23 protein-coding genes are annotated in these 23,423 nt (G+C 64.9%); 13 read left to right on the top strand and 10 right to left on the bottom strand.

All coding sequences use genetic code 11. The features are described 5' to 3' along the window. Window positions 1-131 precede the first annotated feature (131 nt). The 9 genes from GSH16_RS03540 (at window position 132) to GSH16_RS03500 (ending at window position 6,924) form a co-directional block, all read left to right on the top strand. On the top strand, window positions 132-1,010 hold the full coding sequence (locus GSH16_RS03540) for an HpcH/HpaI aldolase/citrate lyase family protein (RefSeq protein WP_328803150.1): 879 nt from the start codon (window positions 132-134) through the stop codon (window positions 1,008-1,010). Between the two features lie 42 nt (window positions 1,011-1,052). Continuing rightward, entirely contained in the window at window positions 1,053-1,616 is a 564-nt protein-coding gene (locus tag GSH16_RS03535; protein ID WP_160851958.1) for an NnrU family protein, read from the top strand. Window positions 1,617-1,631: 15 nt separating this feature from the next. After that, a complete protein-coding gene (locus tag GSH16_RS03530) occupies window positions 1,632-1,835 on the top strand; it encodes a DUF1737 domain-containing protein (RefSeq protein WP_160851956.1) in 204 nt (67 codons plus the stop codon). Beyond that, window positions 1,835-2,869 (top strand): MaoC family dehydratase, encoded by a 1,035-nt coding sequence (locus GSH16_RS03525; RefSeq protein WP_160851954.1) that lies wholly within the window; start codon window positions 1,835-1,837, stop codon window positions 2,867-2,869. The genes GSH16_RS03530 and GSH16_RS03525 overlap by 1 nt, the downstream gene beginning before the upstream one ends. Window positions 2,870-3,080: 211 nt before the next feature. Next, a complete protein-coding gene (gene sdhC / locus GSH16_RS03520) occupies window positions 3,081-3,467 on the top strand; it encodes a succinate dehydrogenase, cytochrome b556 subunit (protein ID WP_160851951.1) in 387 nt (128 codons plus the stop codon). 10 nt (window positions 3,468-3,477) lie between these two features. Beyond that, on the top strand, window positions 3,478-3,858 hold the full coding sequence (gene sdhD / locus GSH16_RS03515) for a succinate dehydrogenase, hydrophobic membrane anchor protein (RefSeq protein ID WP_160851949.1): 381 nt from the start codon (window positions 3,478-3,480) through the stop codon (window positions 3,856-3,858). 12 nt (window positions 3,859-3,870) lie between these two features. Continuing rightward, entirely contained in the window at window positions 3,871-5,679 is a 1,809-nt protein-coding gene (gene sdhA / locus GSH16_RS03510; protein WP_160851947.1) for a succinate dehydrogenase flavoprotein subunit, read from the top strand. A 37-nt stretch (window positions 5,680-5,716) separates the two neighbouring features. Then, window positions 5,717-6,145, top strand: a complete 429-nt coding sequence (locus GSH16_RS03505; RefSeq protein WP_160851944.1) for a hypothetical protein — start codon at window positions 5,717-5,719, stop codon at window positions 6,143-6,145. Further along, complete coding sequence (locus GSH16_RS03500; RefSeq protein ID WP_160851942.1) at window positions 6,145-6,924, top strand: succinate dehydrogenase iron-sulfur subunit; 780 nt, start codon at window positions 6,145-6,147, stop codon at window positions 6,922-6,924. Before GSH16_RS03505 ends, GSH16_RS03500 begins: the two co-directional genes overlap by 1 nt. A gap of 57 nt (window positions 6,925-6,981) precedes the next feature. Here GSH16_RS03500 and deoD read toward each other — a convergent pair whose 3' ends face one another. From deoD to GSH16_RS03485, 3 genes are all read right to left on the bottom strand, one after another. Continuing rightward, window positions 6,982-7,692: a purine-nucleoside phosphorylase gene (gene deoD / locus GSH16_RS03495; RefSeq protein WP_160851939.1), complete on the bottom strand. Its 711-nt coding sequence runs from the start codon at window positions 7,690-7,692 to the stop codon at window positions 6,982-6,984. A gap of 63 nt (window positions 7,693-7,755) precedes the next feature. After that, the gene (locus GSH16_RS03490) at window positions 7,756-9,126 is read right to left on the bottom strand and encodes a hypothetical protein (protein WP_160851937.1); all 1,371 of its coding nucleotides are present in this window, start codon (window positions 9,124-9,126) and stop codon (window positions 7,756-7,758) included. A 188-nt stretch (window positions 9,127-9,314) separates the two neighbouring features. After that, complete coding sequence (locus GSH16_RS03485) at window positions 9,315-11,300, bottom strand: protein meaA (RefSeq protein ID WP_160851935.1); 1,986 nt, start codon at window positions 11,298-11,300, stop codon at window positions 9,315-9,317. A gap of 264 nt (window positions 11,301-11,564) precedes the next feature. Between GSH16_RS03485 and ccrA the strand changes: the two genes are divergently transcribed. After that, the gene (gene ccrA / locus GSH16_RS03480; RefSeq protein ID WP_160851932.1) at window positions 11,565-12,854 is read left to right on the top strand and encodes a crotonyl-CoA carboxylase/reductase; all 1,290 of its coding nucleotides are present in this window, start codon (window positions 11,565-11,567) and stop codon (window positions 12,852-12,854) included. Window positions 12,855-12,937: 83 nt separating this feature from the next. Next, window positions 12,938-14,452, top strand: a complete 1,515-nt coding sequence (locus tag GSH16_RS03475) for an AAA family ATPase (protein WP_160851930.1) — start codon at window positions 12,938-12,940, stop codon at window positions 14,450-14,452. On the opposite strand, the gene speB is transcribed toward GSH16_RS03475, so the two are convergent. Continuing rightward, complete coding sequence (gene speB, locus GSH16_RS03470) at window positions 14,429-15,394, bottom strand: agmatinase (protein ID WP_160851928.1); 966 nt, start codon at window positions 15,392-15,394, stop codon at window positions 14,429-14,431. The genes GSH16_RS03475 and speB overlap by 24 nt on opposite strands. Before the next feature lie 84 nt (window positions 15,395-15,478). Between speB and GSH16_RS03465 the strand changes: the two genes are divergently transcribed. Together GSH16_RS03465 and GSH16_RS03460 are read left to right on the top strand one after the other, a co-directional pair. Beyond that, window positions 15,479-16,216 (top strand): SDR family oxidoreductase, encoded by a 738-nt coding sequence (locus GSH16_RS03465; RefSeq protein ID WP_160851925.1) that lies wholly within the window; start codon window positions 15,479-15,481, stop codon window positions 16,214-16,216. A gap of 102 nt (window positions 16,217-16,318) precedes the next feature. Then, window positions 16,319-17,119 (top strand): ion transporter, encoded by an 801-nt coding sequence (locus GSH16_RS03460; RefSeq protein ID WP_160851923.1) that lies wholly within the window; start codon window positions 16,319-16,321, stop codon window positions 17,117-17,119. A 3-nt stretch (window positions 17,120-17,122) separates the two neighbouring features. Here GSH16_RS03460 and GSH16_RS03455 read toward each other — a convergent pair whose 3' ends face one another. From GSH16_RS03455 to GSH16_RS03430, 6 genes are all read right to left on the bottom strand, one after another. Continuing rightward, window positions 17,123-17,893, bottom strand: coding sequence for a TIGR02186 family protein (locus tag GSH16_RS03455; RefSeq protein WP_160851921.1), 771 nt, complete (start codon window positions 17,891-17,893; stop codon window positions 17,123-17,125). Then, complete coding sequence (locus GSH16_RS03450) at window positions 17,893-18,807, bottom strand: sulfite exporter TauE/SafE family protein (RefSeq protein ID WP_160851919.1); 915 nt, start codon at window positions 18,805-18,807, stop codon at window positions 17,893-17,895. Before GSH16_RS03450 ends, GSH16_RS03455 begins: the two co-directional genes overlap by 1 nt. A gap of 93 nt (window positions 18,808-18,900) precedes the next feature. After that, complete coding sequence (locus GSH16_RS03445; RefSeq protein WP_160851917.1) at window positions 18,901-19,698, bottom strand: purine-nucleoside phosphorylase; 798 nt, start codon at window positions 19,696-19,698, stop codon at window positions 18,901-18,903. Between the two features lie 60 nt (window positions 19,699-19,758). Further along, the gene (locus GSH16_RS03440; protein WP_160851914.1) at window positions 19,759-20,730 is read right to left on the bottom strand and encodes an ABC transporter permease; all 972 of its coding nucleotides are present in this window, start codon (window positions 20,728-20,730) and stop codon (window positions 19,759-19,761) included. Next, on the bottom strand, window positions 20,730-21,827 hold the full coding sequence (locus GSH16_RS03435) for an ABC transporter permease (protein ID WP_160851912.1): 1,098 nt from the start codon (window positions 21,825-21,827) through the stop codon (window positions 20,730-20,732). The genes GSH16_RS03440 and GSH16_RS03435 overlap by 1 nt, the downstream gene beginning before the upstream one ends. Next, window positions 21,824-23,413, bottom strand: coding sequence for an ABC transporter ATP-binding protein (locus GSH16_RS03430; protein ID WP_160851910.1), 1,590 nt, complete (start codon window positions 23,411-23,413; stop codon window positions 21,824-21,826). Before GSH16_RS03430 ends, GSH16_RS03435 begins: the two co-directional genes overlap by 4 nt. Between the last annotated feature and the right edge of the window lie 10 nt (window positions 23,414-23,423).

The raw sequence follows: 23,423 nt of genomic DNA, 5'->3' as shown, positions 1-23,423 counted from the left end.
GTGGCGGCCGGACCTAACAGAATCGGGTTAAGAAATTGCATGTGCAGAGCAGCAATTTTGTGTTGCGACGCAACATCGGTTATGGTTTACAGGTCCTCACGCAATAATATTTCGCCGAGGAGTCTCGTCCTGTGTCGGTTCTCAATCGCCCCCTCCGCTCACTGCTCTACATGCCCGGCTCCCGGGCGCGCGTGCTGGAAAAGGCGAAGGGCCTGCCGGCGGACGGGCTGATTTTCGATCTGGAAGACGCGGTTGCCCCCGACGAGAAGGCGGCCGCGCGCACAACCGTTGCCGAGGCCCTCGCGGCCGGTGGCTATGGCGCGCGCTTGCGGCTTGTCAGGGTGAACGGGCTCGACACGGAATGGGGCGCGGCGGATCTCGATGCGGCGGCCACGATGGCGTGCGATGCGGTGCTGTTGCCTAAGGTCGGCGCTCCCTCTGAGCTGGACGCGGCCGCCGCGCGGCTCGATGCGGCCGGCGGGGAAGGGCGGGCGCTCTGGGCGATGATCGAAACCCCGCAAGGCGTGCTCAATGCCGCTGCGATCGCTGCCCATCCGCGCCTTGAAGGCTTCGTGCTCGGCACCAATGACCTGCTGAAGGATCTGGGTGGACGGGCGACGCAGGACCGGATCGCCCTCATGCCGGCGCTGGCCATGGCGCTTCTGGCGGCCCGCGCGCATGGGGTTGCCTGCATCGGCGGGGTCTATAATGCGTTCCGCGATCTCGACGGTCTGGCGCAGGAATGCCAGCAGGATCGCGACATGGGATTTGACGGAAAAACGCTGATCCATCCCGGACAGGTGGAGGTTGCAAACAGCGCTTTCGCGCCCGACGCGGCGGCGCTTGACGAAGCACGGCGCCAGATCGAGGCCTTTGACGAAGCGGTTGCATCGGGCTCCGGCGTGGCGGTGCTCGACGGGAAGATCGTGGAAAACCTCCATGTGGAAACCGCGCGGACGCTCATTGCACGCGCAGAAGCTATTGCCAAATCGGCTGCGGAAACCGCCTAATGCGCCCCGAGAAACCATAGAAAATATCCGGGGAGCGGAAACATGATCTATCTGGTGGCGGGGCTGATCCTCTGGAGCGGCGCACATCTATTCAAACGCGTGGCCCCGGGCGCGCGCGACGGGCTGATCGAACGGATCGGCGCTGGGCCGGTGCGCGGTGTCGTGGCGCTGTTGCTCCTTCTGTCGGTCGTGCTGATGGTCATCGGCTATCGCAGCTATCTGGCCCCGCAGGTCTATGTGACGCCCGGCTGGACCGTGCATCTGAACAATCTGCTGATGCTCATCGCCGTCTTCCTGCTTGGCATGGGCTCGTCCAAGGGCCGGGCGCGGTCATGGCTAAGGCACCCGATGCTGACCGGTGTGCTCGTCTGGAGCGTGGCGCATCTGCTGGTGAACGGCGATCTGGCCTCGATTCTGCTGTTCGGCTGGCTCGGCGTCTGGGCCATTGTCGAAATGCTGGTCATCAATGCCGCAGAGGGCGCTTGGGAGCGCCCGGCGCCCGGTCCGGCCTCGGGCGATCTGCGGCTCGTCATCATCTCGGTGGTCGTCTTCGCCGTGATCACCACCATCCACTATTTCATCGGGCCATCGCCCTTTCCGACCTGACCGAGAGGAGCTTCCATGCTTGCCTACCGCCTGCTGACCGAGGATGACACATCCGCCTTCTGCCACAAGGTGACCGAGGCGCTCGACAAGGGCTGGTCGCTCCATGGCAGCCCGACCTATGCATTTGACGCCAAGCGCGGCGTGATGCGCTGCGGTCAGGCCGTCGTGAAGGAGGTCGAGGGGCGCTACGATCCCGAACAGAAGCTGGGCCAGCTTTGATGGCGGGCAGCGCGGCAGGCCTGTTTTTCGAGGATTACAGCGTCGGTCAGCAGTTGCATCACGCGGTGCCGCGCACCGTGACGGCGGGGGAGCGCGCGCTTTATACCGCGCTCTACCCGACGCGCGTGGCGCTCTATTCCTCCGACGAAGTGGCGCGGGCGAGCGGTCTGCGCGAAAGCCCGATCGAGGATCTGGCAGCCTTCCATATCGTTTTTGGCAAGTCGGTGCCCGATGTGTCGCGCAATGCCGTGGCCAATCTGGGCTATGCCGAGGGGCGGTTCCACCGGCCGGTTTTCGCGGGCGACACGCTGTCCGCGCGGTCCGAGGTGATCGGGCTGAAGCAGAACAGCAATGGCAAGACCGGGATCGTCTGGGTCCGGACCGAGGGACAGAACCAGCATGGCGAGACGGTCATCGATTTCTGCCGCTGGGTGATGGTGCGAAAGCGTGACCTGGACGCGCCGGCACCGCAGACGGTCGTGCCCGATCTGGCCGGTGCCGTCGCTGTGAGCGACGTTCCGGTGCCGCAAGGGCTCGATTTCACGGGGTTCGACACGGCTTGGACGGGCGATGCGCGGCGCTGGGCCGACTACAAGACCGGCGACGTGATCGACCATGTGGACGGTGTGACCGTCGAGGATGCCGAACATATGATGGCGACGCGGCTCTGGCAGAACACGGCCAAGGTGCATTTCGACAGAAGCGCGCGCCCCGACGGACGGCGGCTCGTCTATGGCGGCCATGTCCTGTCGATGGCCCGCGCACTGGCCCATGACGGGCTGGCAAACCTGCAGATGGTGGCTGCGATCAATGGCGGCGCCCATGCCAATCCCTGTTTCGCCGGCGACCGGATATCCGCTTGGTCGGAAGTGCTCGATGTGGCCGAGACCGGCGCGCCGGGTGTCGGCGCCCTGCGCCTGCGGCTGGTCGCGGTGAAAGATGAAGGACCGGCGGGGGCGTTGCGCGACCCGGACGGGCGCTATCGTGACGGTGTGCTGCTCGATTTTGATTATTGGGGCCTCATCCCGGTCTGAGCGGTCGGAACGGCAATCTGTGATCACAAGAAAAAATCTGTGATCACAGATTGGATCACATTTGCCCGATTCCCGGTGAAAATCCCCGAACCCGCTTGTGTTAGGGGTAGGACTCGTGGGCCAAGCGCGATATTCTCGCGGCGATTTCTGGGTGTCTCCGGTGTGACGGACGGACCCGATCGCAGCGCTGCTCAAACTGGAAGGACAGCATATGGCTGACGTCAATCGCGGAAACCGGCCCCTGTCGCCCCACATGACCGTTTGGAAGTTCCGGGCCAATGATATCACCTCGATCCTGCACCGGATCACCGGGTCGGCCCTGACGCTGGGCGCGGTGCTGATCGTCTGGTGGTTCCTGGCAGCGGCCATCGGGCCGGACTATTTCGCAGTCGCCGACTTTGTGATCACAAGCTGGATCGGAACATTGGTGATGATCGGATCGCTCTGGGCGCTCTGGTACCATACCTGCACCGGCATCCGGCACCTGATCTGGGACACGGGCCGCGGCTATGACCCGGAACTTGTCGCCCGTTCGGCCTGGATCGTGGTCGGCACGTCGCTGGGCCTGACCCTGATCACCCTGATCATTGCCATCTGAGGAGGCGGAGATGAGCTACAAGACAGATCGCGCCCGTGTGTCCGGCCTCGGCTCGGCCAAGGACGGCACCCACCATTTCTGGAACCAGCGTCTGACCTCGGTCGCGCTCATTCCGCTGACGGTGCTTTTCGTCATTCCGCTGGCCTACAATCTGGGCGGCGATCATGCCCGCGTGGTCGAGGCCTATTCCCACCCGTTCAACGCGCTTGTCGCCGTGCTTTTCCTGGTCACCGGCTTCCTGCATCTGCAGCAGGGTCTGCAGGTGGTGATCGAGGATTATGTCCATGGTCCCGCGCTCCGCACCGCGCTCATCGTGGGCAACACCCTGTTCTGCTGGCTCTTCGGCCTGACCGGCGTTTTCGCTGTTGCCAAGATCGCCTTCGGCGCCTGATTGGAGAGATTGATGTCCGCTTACGATCTGATCGAACATGAATATGACGTGGTCGTCGTCGGCGCCGGCGGCTCGGGCCTGCGGGCCACGCTCGGCATGGCCGAGCAGGGGCTGCGCACCGCCTGCGTGACCAAGGTCTTCCCGACCCGCAGCCACACGGTGGCCGCGCAGGGCGGGATTGCCGCGAGCCTCGGCAATATGGGCCCCGACAGCTGGCAGTGGCATATGTATGACACGGTCAAGGGCTCGGACTGGCTGGGCGACACTGATGCGATGGAATATCTCGCCCGTGAAGCGCCGAAAGCCGTTTATGAGCTGGAACATTACGGCGTGCCCTTCTCCCGCACCGAAGAGGGCAAGATCTACCAGCGCCCGTTCGGTGGCCACACGACCGAATATGGCGAAGGCCCGCCGGTGCAGCGCACCTGTGCCGCCGCCGACCGGACCGGCCATGCGATCCTGCACACGCTCTACGGCCAGTCGCTGAAGAACAACGCGGAATTCTTCATCGAATATTTCGCGCTCGACCTGATCATGTCGGAAGACGGCGCCTGCCAAGGTCTTCTGGCATGGAAGCTCGATGATGGCACGCTCCACCTCTTCAACGCGAAGATGGTCGTGCTTGCCACCGGCGGCTACGGCCGCGCCTATTTCTCCGCCACCTCCGCCCATACCTGCACCGGTGACGGGGGCGGCATGGTCGCGCGGCAGGGGCTGCCGTTGCAGGATATGGAGTTCGTCCAGTTCCACCCGACGGGCATCTACGGATCGGGCTGCCTGATCACTGAAGGCGCCCGCGGCGAGGGTGGCTATCTGACCAACTCCGAGGGCGAGCGGTTCATGGAACGCTACGCGCCCACCTACAAGGATCTGGCCTCGCGCGATGTGGTGTCGCGCTGCATGACCATGGAGATCCGGGAGGGCCGCGGCGTCGGACCGGAGAAGGACCATATCTTCCTGCACCTCAACCATCTGCCGCCCGAGACGCTTGCCGAGCGCCTGCCCGGCATCTCGGAATCGGCGCGCATCTTTGCCGGTGTCGACCTGACCAAGGAGCCGATTCCGGTTCTGCCGACGGTGCATTACAATATGGGCGGCATCCCGACCAATTACTGGGGCGAGGTGCTGAACCCGACGGCCCGGTCGCAGGACCGCGTGCAGCCCGGCCTGATGGCCGTGGGCGAGGCCGGCTGCGCCAGCGTGCACGGCGCCAACCGCCTCGGCTCCAACTCGCTGATCGACCTTGTGGTCTTCGGCCGTGCCGCGGCGATCCGCGCCGGCGAGGTGGTGGACCCGAACAGCCCCAATCCGGCGATCAACCGCAAGTCGGTGGACAAGGCGCTCGAGCGGTTCGACGCGATGCGCCACGCCGATGGCGGCACGCCGACGGCGGACCTGCGGCTGAAGATGCAGCGCACGATGCAGCAGGATGCCGCCGTGTTCCGCACCGACAAGACGCTCGCCGAAGGGGTGGAGAAGATGAAGGAGGTCGCTGCCGGTCTCGACGATCTGAAGGTCACCGACCGGTCGCTCGTCTGGAACTCCGACCTGATGGAGACGCTGGAACTGGCCAACCTGATGCCGAACGCGGTGGCGACGATCACCGCCGCCGAGGCCCGCAAGGAAAGCCGCGGCGCCCATGCGCACGAGGATTACCCCGACCGCGACGACGAGAACTGGCGCAAGCATTCGCTGGTCCGCTTCGACGCGAAGGGCAAGGCCAAGCTGACCTACCGGAACGTGCATCTTGATCCGCTGACCAAGGAAGACGAGGGTGGGATAGACCTCAAGAAGATCGCGCCGAAGGCCCGCGTCTACTGACCGGGCCGCCCCCGCGCGGCGACAGGGAGAACCGAGGATGACGAAGACCGCTCTTGCATTGTCCGTGGCCGCCGTGGCGCTGGCCGCCTGCACCGAAGGTGCCGATCCGTTGCCGACAACGATGGCCGAGGTGCAGCGCTACTGCCTGAAGCAGGCCGAGAAGGAGGCCGAGGCCCGCCTTGGCACCGATGTGACGGTGGCGCTCAATTCCAAGGGCCAGTTTGTCGGCACCCAGCGCATCGACGGCATGTCGCGCGCCACGGTGAGCAGCGCCTATTACGAAGCCTGCTACGCCCAGCAGGGCCGCATCGTCCGGTCGGGCGGCGGGACCGAAGTGGCGCCGGGTGTCTTCCTGACCCCGGCCGAGCTTGAAACCTACAACAGCCTGACGCCTGCGCAGCAGCAGCGGGCACAGGAATTCATCCGCAATGGCAGCACGCTGAGCGCGTCGCTGGGAGACAAGTAATGGTGGAACTGACCCTTCCGAAAAACTCGCGCGTGGTGGTGGGCAAGACCTGGCCCAAGCCCGAGGGCGCGACCAACCTGCGCACGTTCAAGATCTATCGCTACGATCCCGATTCGGGCAGCAATCCGCGCGTCGACACCTATTTCGTCGACCTCGACACATGCGGGCCGATGATTCTGGACGCGCTCATCAAGATCAAGAACGAGATCGATCCGACGCTGACCTTCCGCCGTTCCTGCCGGGAGGGGATCTGCGGCTCCTGCGCGATGAATATCGACGGGATCAACACGCTGGCCTGTATCTACGGGCTCGACGATGTGGATGGGGACGTGAAGATCTATCCGCTGCCGCATATGCCGGTGGTCAAGGACCTGATCCCCGACCTGACCCATTTCTATGCCCAGCATGCCTCCATCATGCCGTGGCTGGAGACCAAGACGAACCGTCCGGCCAAGGAGTGGCGCCAGTCCATCGAGGACCGCAAGAAACTCGACGGGCTCTATGAATGTGTGATGTGCGCCTCCTGCTCCACCTCCTGCCCGAGCTACTGGTGGAACGGAGACCGCTATCTGGGACCGGCCGCGCTTCTGCATGCCTATCGCTGGATCATCGACAGCCGGGACGAGGCTACGGGCGAACGGCTCGACGAGTTGGAGGATCCGTTCAAACTCTACCGTTGCCACACGATCATGAACTGCGCGCGGACCTGCCCGAAGGGGCTGAACCCCGCCAAGGCGATCGCCGAGATCAAGAAGATGATGGTCGAACGGAAAATGTAATCGGCTGACCGCCAGAACGATTGAAAAAAAGGGGCCCGTCGCGGCCCCTTTTGTCTGTCAGCTGTCTGCGAAGGCGGCTTCGAGGGAGATCTCGACCATCTCGCCGAAAGACCGCTCCCGCTTGTCTGACGGCAACGCCTCTCCGGTCTTGAGGTGGTCGCTCACGGTCAGCACGGCCAGAGCGCGGGCCTTGTGACGCGCGGCGAGCGTGTAGAGCTCGGCCGCCTCCATCTCGACCGCCAGAACGCCATGCCGCTCCATCTGTTCGTTGAGGTCGGGGCGTTCGTCATAAAAGACGTCCGATGAATAGATATTGCCGACATGGACCGGCCGGTCACGGCGCTCGGCCGCAAGGACAGCGGCCCGCAACAGCGGCCAGTTCGCTGTCGGGGCATATTGCAGTTCGCGCAGGATGCCGCGCGACGGCGTGGAAATGGAGGTACAGCTCATCGCGACCACGATGTCGCGGATGCCCACATGATCCTGCATGCCGCCGCAACTGCCGATCCGGATGAGCGTCCGGGCGCCATAGTCGCGGATCAGTTCGTTCACATAGATCGACAGGGACGGCATGCCCATGCCGGTGCCGTGGATCGTGACAGGGTGGCCCTTCCAGGTGCCGGTGAACCCGAGCATCCCGCGCACCTCGTTCACGAGCCGCGCATCGTCGAGAAACGTCTCTGCCGCCCAGCGGGCGCGATAGGGATCGCCCGGCAGCAGAACGGTTTCGGCAATATCACCCTGCTTGGCGCCGATATGTACGGTCATGATGCGGTCCTCCCTGATGAACCGCTCCAGTCTGCCCGCAGGCGGGCGCGAGGGCCAGTGCGATCAGCGCCCGGCGCGGCCCCGGTCGGTCGTGTCGTCGCTATATGGAATATCGGGCAGGGGCTGGCCTAGCCGCACGAAGCGACCGCCATAGGTCTCGTCGGTCACGAAGAGCCGCATGCGCTGGCCGTTCTCCAGCGGGGCAACCTCCTCCTGCGGCAGGTCGCACACCCGCCAGCGGCGCGGGTCGGCCGGCGGCACACTGTCAACGATCACGACATTGGAACAGCCCCGGCGGCGGCCGAGCACGCGGTCATAGACGGTGACGGGGATGCCCTTTTCCTCGCCCGGCTGCACATAGCTCATGGCCATCGGGACGCCGTAGACGAGCATCGGGCGCAGAAGATAGGCGGAGACAAGGAAGCAGACCGCAAACACCACTCCAAGCCGCACAAACGGGCTTTGCATCGGACCGGTGATGCCGTTCGCGTTGCGCGGCAGCACGGCAATCCCGCAATAGAGGCCAAGCCCCGCGGCAATGTACCAGCGGTTCTCCGCGATGAAGCGGGCATGGTCGGGATCGGGATAATATTGCCCCAGATAGCGGTGGCCGATCGCAACGCCGACGAGCGCGAACCAGGGCAGGAGCAGCAGATTCGACAGGCGCGATCCACCCTTGCGGACCTTCGGCTTGCGGGCCTTTTCCGCACTGATCTGGTGCTGCTGGGACACCCAGCTGTCTACGGCGGTCGACCCGTAGCGTTTCACGTTCCGATCTTCGGTCTGGACGAGATAGCTCGGCTCCCCGTCCGCGCGCGGAACGGTCGGATCGACGGTCACCGGGGCGGACAGGTCCTCGAACCCTTCGGGAATTTCGGTCAGCGACGGATCGGGTTCGGCCGCCGTTGCTGCCGATGCCGCTCCGTCCGTGGACGGGTGGCTCGTATCGACAGTGGCTTGCGGTGCCGTGTCCGCCTTTTTTGCGGCAGGGGCGGTTGCAGGACCCGCGAGACGGCGGGCATAGAAGCCCGGCAGCACGAAAAAGAGCGCTGCGAGAAGCCAGAGCCCGCCCAGTCCCATCAGGATATCGGACCCGGCAAGCGGCAGCGGCGCAAGCGGTTGCAGGGCTTTCAGCGCCAGCAGAGCAAAGACGAAGACGAGCGCCAGCCACAGGAGCAGCGCGAAGCCGAAAACGAGGTCGGAGGAGATTTCACCACGTTTGGCCAGAATCCGCCGCGTCGCGCGCGGGCTGAGGAAAATGGCCGCTGTGATCATGAGCGCGATGCCGAAGCCAATGGCGAGCGGGCTGTCGGGCAGGGCCACCTGTTCGCTCGACAGGAAGGTCAGCGCAAGTGCGCCGAGCAGGGGAACAAGCGCGGCCAGCCCGACAAGACGGGCCAGAAGTGCACCAAGGAAATCGATCAGTCGGGACATGCACCACCAGGGTCGGACTGCAACAAACGGCTTTTGCGCGACTGCCGCCCCACGGCCCGACGGGCCACCCCTGGCATTCGCAGATGCAGCGAAACTAAGCGATTACGGTGATTCCGGCAATGGCAGAGCATGGCGGCAACAGGGCCTGTGGCCGCTGTGCCGCAGCCGTCGGTTCCGACCTTGCCCGGTCAGGCCGCCGCACGGGGCGGGCGGGTGACCGACAGGATGTCGAGCATGATCCGGTTCAGATCGAAATCCTTGGGCGTATAGACCCGCGCGACCCCGCCCGCGCGCAGCGCCTCGGCATCCGTGTCAGGGATGATGCCGCCCGCGACAACCGGCAGATGCCCGAGCCCCGCCGCATCGAGCCGTGCCAGCACGTCGCGGATCAGCGGCACATGGGAGCCCGACAGGATCGACAGGCCGATCACATCGACATCATGCTCGGCGGCGGCCGCCACGATGGCCTCGGGCGTCATACGAATGCCTTCATAGATCACCTGCATGCCGCAGTCCCGCGCCCGCACCGCGATCTGCTCGGCCCCGTTGGAATGGCCGTCGAGCCCCGGCTTGCCGACGAGGAACCGGATCGGACGGCCGCGCGTGTCGGCATCCGCCCCGACGGCCGATTGCACTTCTTCCAGCCCTTCCGAGCGGTTCGACCGGGCGGTACCGACACCGGTCGGCGCACGATACTCCCCATGGACGGCGCGCATGGCCGCGCCCCATTCACCGGTCGTCACGCCCGCTTTGGCGCAGGCGATGGAGGCCGGCATGATGTTGCGTCCGGCCTCGGCATCCGCCCGCAGCTGGGCCAGTGCACCTGCCACGGCTGCATCTTCGCGGGCCGCCCGCCATGCATCGAGCCGGCCGATCTGTTCCGCCTCCACCGCCGGATCGACAACGAGAATGCCGCCGCCGCCATGCAGAAGCGGGCTTGTCTCCCCTTCGGCGAAGCGGTTGACGCCGATCACGACCGTTTCCCCCTGTTCGATCCGCGCGATCCGCGCGGCGTTGCTGTCGACAAGCTGGGTCTTCATATAGTCGATGGCCGCGATCGCGCCGCCCATCGCCTCGATCTGTTTCAACTCGCGCCGCGCGCCGTCGGCCAGTGCGGCCACCTTGGCGTCGACCGCCGGATTGCCGTCAAACAGGTCGTCATATTCCAGAAGGTCGGTCTCCAGCGCCATGATCTGCTGCATCCGGAGCGACCATTGCTGGTCCCACGGGCGGGGCAGGCCGAGCGCCTCGTTCCAGGCCGGCAGCTGCACCGCGCGGGCACGGGCGCGTTTCGACAGGGTCACGGCCAGCATCTCGATCAGGATGCGGTAGACATTGTTTTCCGGCTGCTGCTCGGTCAGGCCGAGCGAGTTGACCTGCACCCCGTAGCGGAAGCGGCGCAGTTTCGCATCCTCCACCCCGTAGCGCTCGCGGCAGATCTCGTCCCACAGGGTGACGAAGGCGCGCATCTTGCACATCTCGGTCACGAACCGGATGCCGGCATTCACGAAAAAGGAGATGCGGCCCACCACGGTCGGGAAATCCTCGGCCGGCACCCGCTCGCGCGCATGGTCGAGCACGGCGATGGCCGTGGCGAGCGCGAAGGCCAATTCCTGATCGGGCGTCGCGCCGGCCTCCTGCAAATGGTAGGAGCAGACGTTCATCGGGTTCCAGCGCGGCACCTCGCGATAGCAATATTCGGCAATGTCGCCGATCAGACGCAGGCTCGGCTCTGGCGGGAACACATAGGTCCCGCGCGAGAGATATTCCTTGATGATGTCGTTCTGGACCGTTCCCTGCAGCTTGGTGATGTCCGCGCCCTGCTCCTCGGCCACAGCGATATAGAGCGCCAGCAACCACGCCGCGGTGGCGTTGATCGTCATGGACGTGTTCATCTGCTCCAGCGGGATCTGGTCGAAGAGCGCACGCATGTCGCCCAGATGGCTGACCGGCACGCCGACCTTTCCGACCTCGCCCCGTGCCAAAACATGATCGCTGTCATAGCCCGTCTGGGTCGGCAGGTCGAAGGCGACCGACAGGCCCGATTGGCCTTTCGCCAGATTGGAACGGTAGAGCGCGTTCGACGCGGCCGCGGTCGAATGGCCCGCATAGGTCCGGAACAGCCACGGGCGGTCGGCCTTCCGCTGGGTCTGCGCGTCGGTCTCTGCGGTCATCCTGTCCTCCGTCCGGCGAATCGATTTTGCACTGCATCCAACATTCTTGCCCCATTTCTATTGCAGCGCAGAAAAATCTTCCAGCAATAAAATTACCAATGATTGCACAGATCTTTCCGCAAATTTCCGCAATGGCAGTCAGATGGGTGCGAAAAAGCCCCTTGCAGCACCCACCGTAAAATGTAATGACAATTTCAGACTTGGAAACGACAGAAAATTACTCAAAATTTTCGCCACAGCGGATTATTCTGGAAGGAGAGCAAAATGGCGCCCCTGGATACGGAGATCACTTCCATGGCCTATGATGCAGTGCAAAAGGACCTGTACGAGATCGGGGAGATCCCGCCGCTCGGCCATGTGCCGAAGCAGATGTATGCCTGGACCATCCGCCCCGAACGGCAGGGCGAGCCGGAGCAGGCCTTTGCCTGCGAAGTGGTCGACGTCCCCAAGCTGGACAGCCACGAGGTTCTGGTCCTCGTGATGGCGGCGGGCGTCAACTACAACGGCGTCTGGGCCGGTCTCGGCAAGCCGATTTCCGTTTTCGACGTGCATGGCGCGCCCTTCCACATTGCCGGTTCCGATGCATCCGGCATTGTCTGGGCGGTTGGCGACAAGGTGAAACGCTGGAAGGTCGGAGACGAGGTCGTCATCCATTGCAATCAGGATGATGGCGATGACGAGGAATGCAACGGCGGTGACCCGATGTATTCGCCGAGCCAGCGGATCTGGGGCTACGAGACGCCCGACGGTTCCTTTGCCCAGTTCACCAATGTCCAGTCGCAGCAGCTGATGCCGCGGCCCCGGCACCTGACATGGGAAGAAAGCGCCTGCTACACGCTGACGCTCGCCACGGCCTACCGGATGCTCTTCGGCCATGAGCCACATGACCTGAAGCCCGGCCAGAATGTGTTGGTCTGGGGCGCATCGGGCGGGCTCGGATCCTACGCGATCCAGCTCATCAACACCGCGGGCGCCAACGCGATCGGCGTGATATCCGAAGAGGACAAGCGCGACTTCGTGATGGGGCTCGGCGCCAAGGGCGTCATCAACCGCAAGGAATTCAACTGCTGGGGCCAGCTGCCCAAGGTCAACACGCCGGAATACAAGGACTGGTTCAACGAGGTCCGCAAGTTTGGCAAGGCGATCTGGGACATCACCGGCAAGGGCAACAATGTCGACATGGTGTTCGAGCATCCCGGCGAGTCCACCTTTCCGGTCTCCACCTTCGTCTGCAAGAAGGGCGGCATGGTCGTCATCTGTGCCGGCACAACCGGATACAACCTAACGATGGACGCGCGCTATGTCTGGATGCACCAGAAGCGCATCCAGGGGAGCCATTTCGCCCATCTCAAGCAGGCGAGCGCTGCCAACAAGCTGATGGTGGAACAGCGGCTCGACCCCTGCATGTCGGAGGTTTTCCCCTGGGCGGAGATCCCGGCGGCCCACACGAAGATGATGCGAAACGAGCACAAGCCCGGCAACATGGCCGTGCTCGTCTCCGCGCCCCGCACCGGTTTGCGCACCTTCGAGGATGTGCTCGAAGCCCGCGGGTGATTGGCCCCACCCGCGCACTGGCGCCCCGCCGCCCTTGCCTTTAGACAGGGCAGACGGGCAGCGGGGCGACCAGGGACGGGTGCATGAAATTTTCCGACGATCAGGCGACCGCGCATGACGCGATCGCGGGCGCGCTCCGCAGTGCCGGTGTCGATATCGACGAGGGTGTCAGCCTGCCCGCGACCGATGGCAAGGCCCGCGTTCTGGCGGTCATGGGCAAGGCCGGATCGGGCAAGACGGTGCTGCTGGCCGAACTGGTGAAAGCCGTCACGGACGCCGGGGTGGACCTTGTCTCCGGCGATTATGAGAACCGCAAGCGCAAGGACCGCCGCACGCTGGCGGTGCTGGCCCCGACAAACAAGGCGGCGAGCGTTCTGCGCGGGCGCGGTGTGCCGGCGACCACGATCCACCGGATCCTCTATACGCCGATCTACGACCCCGATTACGAGAAGGTCGCCGAATGGCTCGCGGGCGATGCCGAGCGGCCCAAGGTCGAGGGGCTGACCGATGCCGCGCTCGACCGTGCGGCGGAATTCTACAAGCTGCACAAATCGATTCCGGGCGCGCTCGCGGCCGCCGGACTGCGCGGGTCGGACTTCATCACCGGCTGGAAACGGCGCGAGGATCCGCTCGATATCGGGTTCGTCGACGAAAGCTCGATGCTCGATGACACGCAGTTCGAGGATCTGCGCGAACTGTTCGACACGCTGGTGCTCTTCGGCGATCCGGCACAGTTGGCCCCCGTGGGGCAGAGCGGGTCCATGTGTTTCGACAAGCTCAAGGACAGCCAGAAGCTGGAACTGCACCGCATCCACCGGCAGGCGGCGGACAACCCGATCCTCGATCTCGCCCATGCGCTGGGCGACGATGCGCTCGATTTCTCGACATTCGAGGATATGGTCGCCGATGCCGCGTCGCGGGACGACCGTGTCGTGCTGGCGCCGCGTGTGGATGCCGATCTGATGGCCCGCTCGCCGGTTCTGGTCTGGCGCAATGCGACCCGCATCCGCCTGATCCATGCTTTCCGACGCGCCTTCGATGCCCCCGAGACCGAGCTTCTGCCCGGCGAGCCGCTCATCTGTGACGGGGTGGAACTGCCGCTCAAGCACCGCAAGAAGCGGATCGATCTGGAGGCGCGCGGTCTCGTGAAAGGGGCGCAGACCATCTATCTCGGGCCGGGGCGAAAACCCGGTTTCAGCCGGTTGCATGTGATCGGCATGGAAGATCCGCGTGTCTCGGTCGCGACCATCATCAAGATCGAGATGCCCGACGAGGAAGAGCCCTTCATCCCTTCGGCCGCGCGGATGGGGGCCGCCTTCCTGCACGGGGCGGCCTGCACGATCCACAAGGCGCAGGGCTCGCAATGGGGCGAGGTGCAGGTGTTTGCGCCCGACCTCTATGCCGCGTCCCGCGCGGGCCGCAGCGAGGCGGGCATCCCGCTTTGGCGGCGGCTCGCTTATGTCGCGATCACACGTGCCGAGCGACGGCTTCACTGGGTGCGCCGCTACGCGCTGCAACGGCCCTCGGCGCCGCTTACCGTCGCGGACCTGCCAAGCGAGCCGGCAACGCTCGAACTACGTCCGACGGATGGCGGCTGACAGGATGCACAGCCATTCGAACAGGAGCGAGGCCGCCAGATAGGCGGTGCCGCCCGACGCATCGAAGGGCGGGGACACTTCGACCAGATCGAAGCCGACAAGGTCGATCCCGTCGAGGGCCCGGATCACCTGTTGCGCCTGAAAGCTGGACGGGCCGCCGATCTCCGGCGTGCCGGTGCCCGGAGCATAGGCCGGATCGATGAAATCAATGTCGAAACTGCCATAGACGGGGCCGGTGCCGATAATGTCCCGCGCCTCGGCCATGACGGCATCCGGCCCGCGGTCGAAAAACTCCTCGATCGTCACGATCCGCACCCCTGCCGCGCGCCCGAAGGCGATATCCTCGCCATCATAGCCGGTGCCGCGAATGCCGATCTGGACCATGCGTTTCGGATCCAATAGCCCTTCCTCGATCGCGCGGCGGAACGGCGTGCCATGCGTGTAGCGGAACCCGCCGAAATAGCTGTCATAAAGGTCCGTATGCGCGTCGAAATGGATCAGCCCGAGCGGCCCGTCCTGTGCGAGCGCCCGCAGGATCGGCAGGGAGGTCAGGTGATCGCCGCCGACCGATGCGGGGCGGATGCCGGCATTTGCAAGCTCGGCATAGAAAGCCGTGATCCGGTCGAGACTGTCCTGAACATCCGCCGGATTGGGGCCGACATCGCCAAGGTCCGCGCAGGCGGTCTGGCCGAACGGGTCGGCCCCCGTCACCGGATGGAGCCTGCGGATCATGGTGGAGGCATCGCGCACCTGCCGCGGCCCGTGGCGCGCGCCGGGGCGGTTCGTGGTGCCGCCGTCCCACGGCACGCCGACCAGACCGATTTGCACGTCTTTGAAGCGCGGATGGCCGGGCGGGACATGGGGCAGGCGCATGAAACTGGGCACGCCCGCGAAGCGCGGCAGCTGGTCGCCCGGCTCCGGCAGGAAGAAACTGTCGGTCATTTCCGTCCTCTGCTGTTGACGTGAACCGGTTTAGCATTGCAGCTTCGCGGCAAACGGCAAGACCGAACAGGGATGGAGTAGACGATGGACAAGGTGGCATTGGTAACCGGCGCAGGGTCCGGGATCGGGCGGGCGGTGACGCGCCGCCTGCTGGAAGATGGCTGGCGTGCGGTGCTGGTCGGCCGGCGGCTGGAGCCGCTGCAGGAAACCGCCGCAGGCAGCGACCGGGCGCTGTGCCTGACCTGCGATGTGTCGGACCCGAGCCAGGTCGAGGACACGTTCGCACAGGCCGTGGACCGGTTCGGGCGGCTTGACCTTCTGTTCAACAATGCCGGCGGCAACGTGCCCCCCGCGCCGATCGACGAAATCTCGGTCGAGGACTGGTACAAGGTGGTCGACGTGAACCTGAACGGCGCCTTCCTCTGTGCCCGCGCCGCCTTCGGCCAGATGCGCAAGCAGTCGCCGCAGGGCGGGCGGATCATCAACAACGGTTCGATCTCGGCGCAGGTGCCGCGCCCCGGATCGGTGCCCTATTCCACGACCAAATTCGCGATCACCGGCCTGACCAAGACCCTGTCGCTTGACGGCCGCCCCTATGACATTGCCTGCGGGCAGGTCGATATCGGCAACACCGCCAGCGACATGACGACGAAAATGGCCGGCGGCGTCCCGCAGGCCGACGGCTCGATCAAGCCCGAACCGGTGATGGATGTGAAGAACGTGGCCGACACGGTGGCGCATATGGCTTCCCTTCCGCTCGACGCGAATATCCAGTTTGTCACGGTGATGGCGACGAAAATGCCCTTTATCGGCCGCGGTTAGGCTTGCCTTCCGCGCCCGGCGCAATCATATCCGCTGCAACGGTGGCGCGGTCGCGGATCGCGGCGGCGGCGATGGGCAAGTGAACGGAAGGGCAGCACAGGCATGACAGCGCGGGAGACGGTGGCACTCTGGCTCGACAGGGCGCAGGTGCGGTATTTCATCCTCGGCGTCATCCTGTTCAATGCGGTCATTCTGGGGCTGGAAACATCCGACGCGCTGATGGCCGATTACGGTCCGGTGCTGAAGGCACTCGACCGCGCCTGCCTCGTGATCTTCATCCTCGAGATCCTGCTCAAGCTCTTTGCCCACCGTCTGGCCTTCTTCCGCAACGGCTGGAACCTGTTCGATTTCACCATCGTCGGCATTTCCATCTTCCCTGTGGGCGAGGGCCTGTCGGTGCTGCGTGCGCTGCGCATCCTGCGCCTGTTGCGCGTCGTCTCGGTGGTGCCGAGCCTGCGCCGTGTGGTCGAGGGGCTCTTCAACGCGCTGCCCGGCATGGGGTCGGTCTTCATCCTGATGGCGGTGCTGTTCTATATCGGCTCGGTCATGGCCACGAAAATGTTCGGTGACGCCTTCCCCGACTGGTTCGGATCGCTCGGGCGCAGCGCCTATTCGCTCTTCCAGATCATGACGCTGGAAAGCTGGTCCATGGGCATCGTCCGCCCGGTGATGGAGGTTTACGCCTGGGCCTGGGCTTTTTTCGTGCCCTTCATCATGGTCACCACTTTCGCGGTGGTGAACCTTCTTGTCGGCCTCATCGTGAACTCGATGCAGGAAGCCCATGCGGAAGAAACCGATCAGGCAACGGGCGCCTATCGCGATGACGTGCTCCACCGGCTCGACGGGATCGAGAAGCAATTGTCGGATATCGCGCGCGCCACGGATGCGGGCGCGAAGAAATAGCGGTCAGCGGCGCAACAGCCGGAAGGCCTCGGACGCGCCCCAGCCGGCCAGCAGCGCCACCGCGAGCGACAGGAGCCCGTAGAGCAGCGGCTGTTCGTGCGCCAGATTGTAGATCCAGCGCTCCAGCCCCGATTTGCGCACCGCGATAACCCGTTCGCTCACGTCCACCACCTCGCCGCCGCGCGCGAGGAAGATGCGCGTGCGATAGTCGCCCTCGACCAGATTGGCGGGCAGGGCGATGTCGGTCCTGAAGAGCGTCTCCTCGGTCAGTTCCACGCCCTCGCCGCTTTCAGAATAGAGCCCGTCGCGGGTCCGGATGCGCACGAGTGCGTCGGTGAAGCTCGACGTGTCGGCCACTTCGGGCGGCGGACCGGCCACCCGCACCACCTGATCCGTGCCGACCCCGTAGCGCAGCTGTTCGGCCGGTGAAATCACCTCGTCGAGCGGGCCGGTCGTGGCGAGCGAATAGAAGCTCGGTGCAAGGTTCACGTCCACCGCGTCGCGGTTGGCCCAGATCCCGAGCACACGCTCCTTGCGCCGCACTGTGACGGGGTTCGACGGCCCCGTGACCTCCACGATCACGTCGAGCGGCCCGTCCTCTACCGGGGCGGGGGCCTCGCGCCCGACCGCACCGAAGACAAGGATTTCCGACCCGTCGAAATTGGCGGTGATCGCGACCCGGTTCTGGCTCAGGCCTGACACAACCCGCTCGGACGCGCCGAGGCCGGAGCCAAGGGCAAGGAGTGCCGCTGCGATGATCCACACACCGCGCATCAGTGCCCCCCGCTGCCGAGCGTGTAGAGCTCGCTCGGCGTCACCACAAGGTCGAACAGGAGCTTGCCGCAGACCGCCAGCACCATGAGCGCCAACAGGATGCGCAACTGTTCGGCCTTCAGCTTGATCCCGATGCGCGTGCCGATCTGCGCCCCCACGACCCCGCCGAGCAGCAACAGCACCGCCAGCGCCATGTCGACCGTATAGTTCTGGGTCGCGTGCATCAGCGTGGTGAAGGCGGTGACGAAGATGATCTGGAAGAGTGAGGTGCCGACGACCACCTTGGTCGGCATGCCGAGCAGGTAGATCATCGCGGGCACCATGATGAACCCGCCCCCGACACCCATGATCGCCGCCAGAATGCCGACGACGAAGCCCACCATCACCGGCGGGATGGCGGAGATATAGAGGTTGGACGCGCGGAACCGCATCTTCAGCGGCAGCCCGTGCACCCATGTGTGGCGCGTGCGCTTGGGCGGCGGGCCGGGGCGCTTGCTGCGCCGGATCGCGTTCAGGCTCTCGATGAACATGAGCGTGCCGATGACGCCAAGGAAGACCACATAACAGAGCGAGACGAGCAGCTCGACCTGGCCGATCTCCTTCAGCGCCTTGAACAGTTGCACGCCAAGCGCCGCCCCGGCGAGGCCGCCGATCAGCAGCACCCCGCCCATCTTGAAATCCACCGTTCGCCGCTTGAAATGCGCCAGCACGCCGGAGAAGGAGGAGGCAACGATCTGGTTCGCCTCGGTCGCCACGGCCACGGCGGGCGGAATGCCGATGAAGAACAGCAGCGGCGTCATCAGGAAGCCGCCGCCCACGCCGAACATGCCCGACAGTACGCCCACGATCCCGCCGAGACCGAGCAACAGGAACGCATTGACCGAAACTTCGGCGATGGGAAGATAGATCTGCATGAAACACCCGCGGTTCGGGATTCGGTCTAGCCTATATTCGCGCGGGCGGTCAGGCCAGCCATGTGCGACAAATCGGAGCGGCGGACGTGCCGCTCAGAGCGCGGCGAGGAAGCCGCGCAACACCTTTTCCAGCTTTGCCGCACCCAGCGGTGCCATGGCCTTGGTATGTTCATGGCTGATCGCCTCGTCGCTCATGCCGGCGGCCATGTTGGTGATGGTCGAGATCGCCGCCGCCCGCAGGCCGAGGAACCGCGCGAGGATCACCTCCGGTACGGTCGACATGCCGACCGCATCGGCGCCCAGCCGGTGGATTGCCCGGATCTCGGCCGGGGTCTCGAAGGACGGGCCGGAATACCAGGCATAGACGCCGGATTTGAGCTCGATGTCGGCCGCATCGGCGGCCGCGCCCAGCTGCTTGCGCCAGTCCGGGTCATAAGCGTCGGTCATGTTGACGAACCGCCGGTCCGTCGGCTCGCCGATCAGCGGGTTCAGGCCCGAGAAATTGATATGGTCGGACAGAAGCATCAGGTCGCCCGGGGGAATGTCGCTGCGGAAACTGCCCGCCGCATTGGTCGCGATCACGCCTTCGGCGCCCAGCCCTTTCAGGACTTCCAGCGGTGTGCGCATTACGTCGGCCTTGCCGCTTTCATAATAGTGCGCGCGCCCGCCGAACACCGCGACGCGCTGGCCTTCCAGCGTGCCGATCACCAGTTTCGGATTGTGGCCCGACACGCCGGCATGGGGGAACCCCGGCAGGTCGCCATAGTCGATGGCGACACCGTCGACAGCGTCCGCCAGATGCCCGAGCCCCGAGCCGAGGATCAGGCCAAGGCGCACCGGCGCATCACCGGCACGGTCGCGGATCAGGTTGAGAAGCGCATCGGTCGACATGGGTCCGGTCTCCGGCAATAGGGCAGAGGCACCGCCCCGGCAGGTCCGGGACGGTGCGGCTCAGCGTTCTTTGGTATAGGGCACGCCGCCGGCTTTCGGCGGGATCGCCTTGCCGACGAAGCCGGCGAGGATCACCACGGTCAGGATGTAGGGCAGTGCCTGCATGAACTGGACCGGGACGATGAAGAGCCCGAAGAAATCGATGTTCTGGTACTTGTTGCCGATCGCCTCCAGCAGGCCGAAGAGCAGACAGGCCCAGAGCGCGTTCCACGGTTTCCACTTCGCGAAGATGAGCGCGGCGAGCGCGATGAAGCCCTTGCCCGCCGTCATGTCCTTCACGAAACCCGCCGCCGATGTGCCGAGCGACAGGTAAGCGCCGGCGACACCGCAGAGCAGTCCGCAGATCAGCACCGCCGAATAACGCAGCCGGATGACCGAAACGCCGGCCGTGTCCACCGCGCCCGGATTTTCACCCACGGCGCGCAGCCGCAGACCGAAGCGGGTCCGGTAGAGCACCCACCACGTGGCCGGAACGGCCAGAAAGGCGACGTAGACCAGCAGGTTGTGCCCCGAGATCAGGTCCGAATAGATCGGGCCGATCAGCGGCACGTCGGCCAGCGCGGATGCGCCCGGCCAGTCGAGCGACTGGAAGCGCGCGTCGCCGCGCAAGGCCGGTGTCTGGCCGCCCTGACGGAACCAGTTCTGCCCGATCAGCGCGGTCATGCCAGAGGCAAAGAAGTTGATCGCCACACCGGAGATAAGCTGGTTGCCCTTCAGCGTGATCGAGGCAAAGCCGTGAATGAGCGCAAGGAACAGCGACGTGCCCACGCCGGCCAGAAGCCCGATCCAGGCCGAGCCTGTGACCGCCGCCACCGCGCCCGCCATGAAGGCTGCGCCCAGCATCTTGCCCTCCAGCCCGATATCGAAAATCCCGGCCCGTTCGGAGAAGAGCCCCGCAAGGCAGGCGAGCAGGAGCGGCGTGGAGAGCCGCATGGTCGAATCGAGCAGCTGGATGATGACATCGATATCCATCACGCGCTCCTGCGGTCGAGTTTCAGCCAGGCCCGGGCCACTGGAATGCGGACCATGTTTTCAAGCGCACCGGTGAACAGGATCACCAGCGCCTGAATGACGACGATCATGTCGCGCGAGATCTTGGGCATCTCGAAGGCCAGCTCCGCGCCGCCCTGATACAGGATCCCGAAAAGGATTGCCGCGAGCAGCACGCCCACCGGATGCGACCGGCCCATCAGCGCCACCGCGATCCCGACAAAGCCCGCGCCCTGCACGGCGTCGAGCACCAGACGCTGCTGGTCGCCCATGACCGTGTTGATCGCCATCAGGCCCGCCATCGCGCCGGACAGGAGCATCGCGATCATCGTGATCTTGACCGGATTGATGCCGGCATAGACCGCTGCCGGTTCGGAGAAGCCGAAGGCGCGGATCTCGTATCCGAGCCGCGAACGCCAGATCAGCAGGTAGGTGAAGACACAGCAGATGAGCGCGAGGAAGAAGCTGATATTCATTGGCGTGCGTGCCATTTTCAGCCCGAACCAGCCCGCCATTTCATGCACGAAGGGGATCTGCGCCCCTTCCTGGAACTTGCGGGTTTCGGTCGCCATCGACCCTTCGACCTTCATCACGTTGACGAGCAGGTAGACCAGCAGCGCCGAAGCGATGAAGTTGAACATGATCGTCGTGATGACGATATGGCTGCCGCGCTTGGCCTGCAGATAGGCCGGAATGGCCGCCCAGGCCGCACCGAAGAGCCCGCCCATCACGATCGCCGCGGGCAGGGAGATCAGCCAGTGTGTCTGGTCAAGCGTCAGCGCCGCGAGCGCGACCCCGATCCCGGCAATGCTGGCCTGCCCCTCGCCACCGATGTTGAACAGGCTCGCATGGAAAGCGATGGCCACGGCCAGACCGGTGAAGATGAAATTGGTCGCGTAGTAGAGGGTGAATCCGATCCCGTAATCGGAACCGAGCGCCCCGCGGATAAGGATCTGGACCGCGCGGATCGGGTCCTCGCCAATGAAGATCACGACAAGGCCGGCCACAAACAGCGCCAGCGCCAGGTTGATCAGTGGGATCAGGCCTATATCGACCCATCTGGGAAGCGTGGTGTTCATGCGCTCTGCTCGGAATTGGGGTCGACGCCGGCCATCAGCAGGCCGAGTTCCTGTTCATTCGTCTCGGAGGTGATGCGCTCACCCGAGATCGTGCCGTCGAACATGACAATCACCCGGTCGGACAGGCCGAGGATTTCCTCCAGCTCGACCGAGACGAGCAGGATCGCCTTGCCCGCGTCGCGCAGCGCCACGATCTGCTGGTGGATGAACTCGATCGCGCCGATATCGACACCGCGTGTCGGCTGGCCGACGAGCAGCACGTCGGGATTGGCCTCGATCTCGCGTGCCAGCACGATCTTCTGCTGGTTGCCGCCCGAGAAATTGGCGGCCTTGAGATAGGGATCGGGCGGGCGGATATCGAACCGCTCGATCTTGCCGCGCGCATCCTCCATCATTGCCGCCTGGTTCGCGAGCCCCATCGGACCGCGGAACTGTTCGGCATTGTGGTAGCCGAAATTGGTGTTTTCCCAGGTCTTGAAGGGCATCACGAGCCCCTTGCGGTGCCGGTCCTCGGGCACATGCCCGATACCGCGCCGCCGCCGTTTGGCGGAGTTGGCGCTGGGCGTGATGTCGATCGGATCGCCACGGAAGCGGACCTCGCCGCCCTGTGCCGCGCGCGTGCCGCCCAGAACTTCGAGCAGTTCCGACTGGCCGTTGCCCGCCACGCCCGCAACGCCGAGGATCTCGCCCGCCTTCAGGTCGAGCGAAATGCTCTTCAGCTTGGCCACACCATTGGCGCGCACGTCGAGATCGCGCACCGACATGATCGTCTCGCCGGGCTGGGCCGGCGTCTTGTCGACCCGCAGAAGCACGCGCCGGCCGACCATCAGTTCGGCAAGCGCGGACGGGTTGGTCTCGGCCGTTGGCACGGTGGCCGTCATCTCGCCGCGGCGCATGACGGAAACCGTGTCGGTCACGGCCATGATCTCGCGCAGCTTGTGGGTGATCAGGATGATCGTCTTGCCCTGGTCCTTCAGGTTGCGAAGGATGCGGAACAGGTGATCGGCTTCGGCCGGCGTCAGCACACCGGTCGGCTCGTCGAGGATCAGGATTTCCGCCTGACGGTAGAGCGCCTTGAGAATTTCCACGCGCTGCTGCAGGCCGACCGACAGATCGCCGACGATCGCGTCGGGATCGACCTCCAGCTCATATTCGTGAGCGAGGTCCTGCAGAATGCCGCGCGCCTTGGCGAGCGAGGGTTTCAGAAGCGCGCCATCCTCGGCCCCGAGGACGACATTTTCCAGCACCGTGAAGGGCTGGACGAGCATGAAATGCTGGTGGACCATCCCGATCCCGGCATCGATCGCATCCTGCGAGCCGGTGATATGCTTGAGGTCCCCGTTGATCCGGATATCCCCGCTGTCGGCGTGGTAGAAGCCGTAGAGGATCGACATGAGCGTCGATTTCCCTGCGCCGTTCTCCCCCACGATGCCGTGGATCGCGCCCTTGGCGACGGTCAGCGAGATGTCCTTGTTCGCTTGAACCGGACCGAAGCTCTTGGAGATGCCGGTCAGTTCGATGGCAGGGGCGACAGGGGCGGGCGCAGCGGCCCGCCCCTGAAGCGTGGTATCGGTCACGTCGGACATGGATCCTGCC

It is taken from the genome of Oceanomicrobium pacificus, assembly GCF_009833495.1.
Lineage (GTDB): Bacteria > Pseudomonadota > Alphaproteobacteria > Rhodobacterales > Rhodobacteraceae > Oceanomicrobium > Oceanomicrobium pacificus.
The sequence above is the reverse complement of the archived record's forward strand: the minus strand, read 5'-3'. Positions and strand labels throughout refer to the sequence as shown.

What these genes read in the sequence shown, in the direction of transcription:
- GSH16_RS03535 (WP_160851958.1), top strand. Translation starts at nt 1,053, where the DNA reads ATGATCTATCTGGTGGCGGGGCTGATCCTCTGGAGCGGCGCACATCTA.
- speB (WP_160851928.1), bottom strand. Translation starts at nt 15,394, where the DNA reads ATGACCGACAGTTTCTTCCTGCCGGAGCCGGGCGACCAGCTGCCGCGC.
- deoD (WP_160851939.1), bottom strand. Translation starts at nt 7,692, where the DNA reads ATGACCGTACATATCGGCGCCAAGCAGGGTGATATTGCCGAAACCGTT.
- GSH16_RS03525 (WP_160851954.1), top strand. Translation starts at nt 1,835, where the DNA reads ATGGCGGGCAGCGCGGCAGGCCTGTTTTTCGAGGATTACAGCGTCGGT.
- GSH16_RS03445 (WP_160851917.1), bottom strand. Translation starts at nt 19,698, where the DNA reads ATGTCGACCGATGCGCTTCTCAACCTGATCCGCGACCGTGCCGGTGAT.
- GSH16_RS03460 (WP_160851923.1), top strand. Translation starts at nt 16,319, where the DNA reads ATGACAGCGCGGGAGACGGTGGCACTCTGGCTCGACAGGGCGCAGGTG.
- GSH16_RS03500 (WP_160851942.1), top strand. Translation starts at nt 6,145, where the DNA reads ATGGTGGAACTGACCCTTCCGAAAAACTCGCGCGTGGTGGTGGGCAAG.
- GSH16_RS03485 (WP_160851935.1), bottom strand. Translation starts at nt 11,300, where the DNA reads ATGACCGCAGAGACCGACGCGCAGACCCAGCGGAAGGCCGACCGCCCG.
- ccrA (WP_160851932.1), top strand. Translation starts at nt 11,565, where the DNA reads ATGGCGCCCCTGGATACGGAGATCACTTCCATGGCCTATGATGCAGTG.
- GSH16_RS03490 (WP_160851937.1), bottom strand. Translation starts at nt 9,126, where the DNA reads ATGTCCCGACTGATCGATTTCCTTGGTGCACTTCTGGCCCGTCTTGTC.
- GSH16_RS03440 (WP_160851914.1), bottom strand. Translation starts at nt 20,730, where the DNA reads ATGGATATCGATGTCATCATCCAGCTGCTCGATTCGACCATGCGGCTC.
- GSH16_RS03450 (WP_160851919.1), bottom strand. Translation starts at nt 18,807, where the DNA reads ATGCAGATCTATCTTCCCATCGCCGAAGTTTCGGTCAATGCGTTCCTG.
- GSH16_RS03505 (WP_160851944.1), top strand. Translation starts at nt 5,717, where the DNA reads ATGACGAAGACCGCTCTTGCATTGTCCGTGGCCGCCGTGGCGCTGGCC.
- sdhD (WP_160851949.1), top strand. Translation starts at nt 3,478, where the DNA reads ATGAGCTACAAGACAGATCGCGCCCGTGTGTCCGGCCTCGGCTCGGCC.
- GSH16_RS03465 (WP_160851925.1), top strand. Translation starts at nt 15,479, where the DNA reads ATGGACAAGGTGGCATTGGTAACCGGCGCAGGGTCCGGGATCGGGCGG.
- GSH16_RS03530 (WP_160851956.1), top strand. Translation starts at nt 1,632, where the DNA reads ATGCTTGCCTACCGCCTGCTGACCGAGGATGACACATCCGCCTTCTGC.
- GSH16_RS03435 (WP_160851912.1), bottom strand. Translation starts at nt 21,827, where the DNA reads ATGAACACCACGCTTCCCAGATGGGTCGATATAGGCCTGATCCCACTG.
- GSH16_RS03455 (WP_160851921.1), bottom strand. Translation starts at nt 17,893, where the DNA reads ATGCGCGGTGTGTGGATCATCGCAGCGGCACTCCTTGCCCTTGGCTCC.
- GSH16_RS03430 (WP_160851910.1), bottom strand. Translation starts at nt 23,413, where the DNA reads ATGTCCGACGTGACCGATACCACGCTTCAGGGGCGGGCCGCTGCGCCC.
- GSH16_RS03475 (WP_160851930.1), top strand. Translation starts at nt 12,938, where the DNA reads ATGAAATTTTCCGACGATCAGGCGACCGCGCATGACGCGATCGCGGGC.
- sdhA (WP_160851947.1), top strand. Translation starts at nt 3,871, where the DNA reads ATGTCCGCTTACGATCTGATCGAACATGAATATGACGTGGTCGTCGTC.
- sdhC (WP_160851951.1), top strand. Translation starts at nt 3,081, where the DNA reads ATGGCTGACGTCAATCGCGGAAACCGGCCCCTGTCGCCCCACATGACC.